This window comes from Roseburia sp. TF10-5, assembly GCF_003462365.1.
In the GTDB taxonomy this organism is placed as follows: domain Bacteria; phylum Bacillota; class Clostridia; order Lachnospirales; family Lachnospiraceae; genus Roseburia; species Roseburia faecis.
Window position 1 is genome coordinate 406 of the sequence record NZ_QTYW01000037.1, and the last position, 4,915, is coordinate 5,320.

Genomic DNA, 4,915 nt, shown 5'->3' on the forward strand with positions numbered 1-4,915 from the left:
TTGGTATATGGTAACATCTCATCTGCAATTTCTCCCAAATCACAAATAAAGTTTGGTCCGTAATAAGTAGACAAGCCCAGTTTATAAAACATCAAATGATTGATCGTAGTATCTGAGAATCCTGTAAATAATTTTGGATGCTCCTCTACCGCTTTTATAAACTCTTCATCTTCCATCAGATAAGGCAAAAGTCTGTATGTATCATCACCACCAATTGCACAAATAATCCCTGCAATAGAATTATCCAGAAATGCATCTTTTAGGTCTTTCGCCCTTGCTTGCGGGTGAGTTTGCAAATATTCAATACCCTTCAAAGCATTTGGCATAAATACCGGCTCCAAACCATATTCTTTTAATCTCTTTACACCAATCTCAATATTATGACTGCAGAATTCTTCACCGAGCATTCCACTTGACAAGCTTACAATCGCTACTTTGTCGCCTTTTCTCAATTTTCTTGCATATTGCATAACTACAATCCTTCCTTAGATAAAACAATATTAATTTTTATCCGCACGCTGCTTTCCCTTAAATTCCTTCTCTATATAACAATGTTCCTGTTTGGCAATCAACTTAAAACTGTAGATTGGACATTCAGATTCCATTTCGTTACAGCTGCTTTCAAAGTCCAGTTCGATAATATATGGCATCCAATCTATAATTCGCAGAAAATCTTCACAGCCAAAATTACTATCATAAAAATTCAATATCGTACTAAGGGCAGTACCATGGGTTCCTATAACAATATCTTTATCCGTATTATCTGATAAAATCTCATTCAGTGCCTCTATGTTACGATTTTGCACCATAGCAATGGACTCTCCACCCTCTTCATGATAATTATGATCAGCCCATCGTTTCTGGAACATTCCGTGATTGTTTCCATCAGGTCCTTTTTCGCGCTCCCTCAATCTCTCATCTGTTATAATCTCTTTTGTGAAAAAATCTGCTGCCTCTGCAATGGTATCCATACTACGTTTATACGGACTACAATAAAACGCATCTATTTTCTTGTCCTTCAAAAATTCCAGCACAATTGCAGAATCTTTCTTCCCCTCTTCCGTCAAAGGTCTTGTCCTGTCTTCTTCCCATTCGTGTTCCGGCTGTGCGTGACGCACGAAATAAACTCTTGTCATTTGATCAGCTCCATTTCATCTTCCATTTTTACAAATCCATATTTTTCATACAATGGTCGTCCCATCTCTGTCGCCTCTAAAGTAATCTGTGATACGCCCTGTTTCCTTATAACCTTTACCAGTAAATCTAATGTATGAAATGCAATCCCCTGTCTCCGATATGCCGGTGCCGTATACATATTCATAATATAAGCCTTTTTACCTGTTGGATTATGATATGTCGGCATAACCTGATAAAAACTGACACCACCAGCGCCAATAAAGGTTTCGTTATCATACACCAGATATGCAATATGCTCACCAGTTTCTAATGCGTTCTTATAATATTCATAGGATTCTTTTTCCACCAATGACATATCCACATCATTCGATAGTTTATTGGCAGTACGAAGGACGATAATTCTAGTCCTTACAAGTTCATCAATGTCTGCTATGGTTGCTTTTTTATATTCATAGTTTTTCGCCATCACATACTACTCCTCTAAATCTGTTAACCTTTTCGTAAAACAAATAATTCTATTTGCTTCCGCAAACCCCATTTTCAAATGAAACTTATCAAAAATTCTTTTACTGCATCCGTGTGGATACGATAGTTTATTTTTGAAAGTTCTCTCTTTACATCCCATCCAATCGCTAACCGATCTGCTTCATCTTTCTTTAATCGCTGATAATCTTTGATAGCTTTTGTAATTAATCCTCCACTAGATTTTCATTTATATATTTAAAATAAGGTTTCTTATTAACTTCTGTGCTATGTTCCAAATACCATTTAACACTATCCCTCAATCCGTCTTCTAATGATATGGTTTCTGGGTATATTTTGTTTTGACGCGATACATCCAAATAGTACTCATAGTTGTAAAAACTGAAATAATTTCGCTGTTCAATATCTTCATAAACATTTACAAAATCCGGTATTTTTCCTAAGCTTTCATAGCATTTTGTGACCCAATCTTTAATAGAAACTGCTTCAACATTACCAACATTTAAAATACGCTCTTGTGGCTTGTCTTTAATTATTACCTCCATCAACCTGCATAAATCTTTTACATGAAAGAATTGTAATTTCATACTGCCATCTTTAGGTAAATAGAATTTTCTGTCCGCCAAGGCGCAATCAAATACAAAAGCCTCTCTATACACGTTATTCATTGGTCCATATAAATAAGGCGGTCTTAATATATATGCATCTTTCACTCTTTCAAGTAATGCCTTTTCAGCTGCTATTTTATCGGTTCCATATGAACCCCAAAATTTATTTTCGGATTTCTCTGATTCTTCCAGGAATGGCTGAACACCATACTCAGGATAAACAGCACTTGAACTAATCATAATATACTGATCAAAAGAACCCAATTCCCTAACAAAATCAATTATATCGTTATCATTATAGGCTGTTATATCCGCTACAACATCAAAGAATGTATCCTTTAATACACCACCCAAATTATGCCTATCTCCTTCAATGAGTTTTACACCCTGAACTTGTGGCTTAGAATTTCTGTTAAGTACAAAAACTTCATAACCCACATTCACAAAATATTCTGCCACAAATTTACTTACAAAAGTTGTTCCGCCTGTCACTAATATCTTTTTCATAAAGTTCTCCTTTACACAAAAAATTCGATTGATCAGATTCATAAAACACTATTTCCCGTAATTGTATCATAATCACATAATCCAGAAAAGAAATTAAATTTTCTTTTCCAATCCTTTTACTATCTTATCAAAATCAGATTCTATCGGCTGTGTCTTGTTAAAAATATCATATTCCTGATATGCTTTCTCAACTGCCTGCTTATGGGAAACACGCCCATTATCCTTTAAAATATCATACCTGCGGAACGCAAGGAACTCGTTCACGCTTTTTGAAAATTCTTCCATTGTAAAGACATTTTCACGTTCAATCAAATCCTCTATGTAATCAAAATATCCTGTAACAGCACGTTCCAACTGGCGAATCTGTTTTTCGTCCAAATAGTTTTTGGCAATCGGAGTATCAGATTTGAGAATACGACCATCGGGAGCATTTTTCCATGTGGTCAAGCCCATATTTTCCTTGGTGTGGTCAGCCTGATTATACACAATTTCTGCCGCTGTTTTACCCTGTTTCAGGCGTTCGTCATCCATAGCAAAGCCCTTTATCATATATTCTTTCAAAATTCCGGTTGCCCATATACGGAATCTGGTTGCCTGAATGGAGTTAACGCTGTAACCAACGGAAATAATAGCATCCAGATTGTAATAATTGGTAGGAATAGTCTGCGTTTTATCCTGCATTGCTCCGTGCTGAGTGGTTGTTGCAATTTTTGCAACAACCACTCCCTCATCCAACTCACCGGATTCAAAAATCTTTGTAAATGGCGACTGATGCCCGACTTGTCAATACCAAACAATTCAGCCATGGCTTTTTGTGTCAGCCATATCGTTTCATCTTTTATTAAGGCACTGACTGTTACATTGTCATCTTCGGTTCTGTACAGTAGCATTTCCATTTGCTTTGTAATATCTGTATTCATAATCAGCCTTCTTTCTTATAGCAGGTGAATTAGTTAATGTTGTCTTTATCCTTAGCACGGCTCTTATACACATTATATCGGTTTTTACATTTACCACTGCAAAATACACTGTTGGGTCTGCTGGCAACAAAGGCTTTTCTGCAGTGTTTCCCTCCTATAGATAATTCAAAATGTCAGATAAGTTATTAACTTCAATATCGGCTTTTTCACTCTCGTCCATTACAGTCCACAAACTTCCAAATCCCTGTTTTATCCATATCGTTTTCATTCCTAACTGTTTTGCTGGTACAATATCATTATCAATGCGGTCACCAATCATTACAGCATTTTCCGGCTTACAGCCACTTCTTTCCAAAGCAATTTCAAATATACGTCTGTCCGGTTTTGAAACACCTTCTTCTGCTGATGCAATGACTAAATCAATATATTTTCGCACTCCGAGATTTTCTAATCTTTCAGAAGTTCCTAATGGTTGGTTTGCAATTATACCAATTTCATAATTTCTGCTTAACCTTTTCAGGCAATTTTCAGAATCTGTATACAGCTTTTCATATTGTGATTCCCATTTAGGTAGTTCTATCCCCAATTGTTTTGCTATCTCTAAATCACCTTTTTTATTTCTCCTGTATAATGATATCGCATGTTCATAAATTTGTTGCGGAGTTATACCAGATAATTCAGCTATTTTTTTCATCCTATCTTCATAAACGCTACTTTCATCAACCAGCGTCGAACCAACATCAAAAAATAACCATTTTATTTCATCCTTCTTAGGCAAAAATCCTCTTTGTCTCGCTTCTTCTAGCAGTCTTGGTTGAATTTCCGGATATGTCCAATTAAGCGGTAGTTCATTCATAATTGCTATTTTCTCTATCTCACTATGTAAATCTTTTTCAAACGTATGTATCTCCGCGAAAAATAACTTTCCAAAGGTTTCTTTCCCCTTAAAGTTGTCTGGCACCGTCACAGAATAAATACATATCGGATTTATCTCAAAATTAATGGCTCCTGTTTCCTCATACAATTCTCTCTTTGCTGTTTCAAGAATATCCTCACCTTGTTCTCTATGTCCTCCCGGCACTTCCCATGTACTTCTTTCTCTATGCTTGCAGAATACCCATTTTCCATTATGTTTTGCAATAATAACTGCAAACTTTAGCATTGAATCATCAATGCTATCATAAAAATTCACTTTCGTCATATAATGCTTGTATGATAATTAGGAAGTTAATTATCACACGTTTCCTTTCTTTTAATATC

Annotated in this window: 6 protein-coding genes and 1 pseudogene; all 7 read right to left on the minus strand. The window is 35.7% G+C overall.

The window, feature by feature from the left end; genetic code table 11:
* On the minus strand, positions 1–470 hold a 470-nt coding region (locus DXD06_RS17340), incomplete at its 3' end, for an LD-carboxypeptidase (RefSeq protein WP_199535239.1).
* A gap of 30 nt (positions 471–500) precedes the next feature.
* On the minus strand, positions 501–1,136 hold the full coding sequence (locus DXD06_RS16765; protein WP_117833195.1) for a histidine phosphatase family protein: 636 nt from the start codon (positions 1,134–1,136) through the stop codon (positions 501–503).
* Positions 1,133–1,603: a GNAT family N-acetyltransferase gene (locus tag DXD06_RS16770; RefSeq protein WP_055263214.1), complete on the minus strand. Its 471-nt coding sequence runs from the start codon at positions 1,601–1,603 to the stop codon at positions 1,133–1,135. The genes DXD06_RS16765 and DXD06_RS16770 overlap by 4 nt, the downstream gene beginning before the upstream one ends.
* Before the next feature lie 83 nt (positions 1,604–1,686).
* A pseudogene (locus tag DXD06_RS18050) lies at positions 1,687–1,815 on the minus strand (KilA-N domain-containing protein); the annotation flags it as partial.
* An 11-nt stretch (positions 1,816–1,826) separates the two neighbouring features.
* Positions 1,827–2,735, minus strand: a complete 909-nt coding sequence (locus DXD06_RS16785) for an NAD-dependent epimerase/dehydratase family protein (RefSeq protein WP_243001183.1) — start codon at positions 2,733–2,735, stop codon at positions 1,827–1,829.
* 93 nt (positions 2,736–2,828) lie between these two features.
* A complete protein-coding gene (gene rhuM, locus DXD06_RS16790) occupies positions 2,829–3,458 on the minus strand; it encodes a RhuM family protein (RefSeq protein WP_330418232.1) in 630 nt (209 codons plus the stop codon).
* Between the two features lie 351 nt (positions 3,459–3,809).
* Positions 3,810–4,856, minus strand: coding sequence for an HAD-IA family hydrolase (locus tag DXD06_RS16795; protein WP_117833197.1), 1,047 nt, complete (start codon positions 4,854–4,856; stop codon positions 3,810–3,812).
* Positions 4,857–4,915 lie beyond the last annotated feature (59 nt).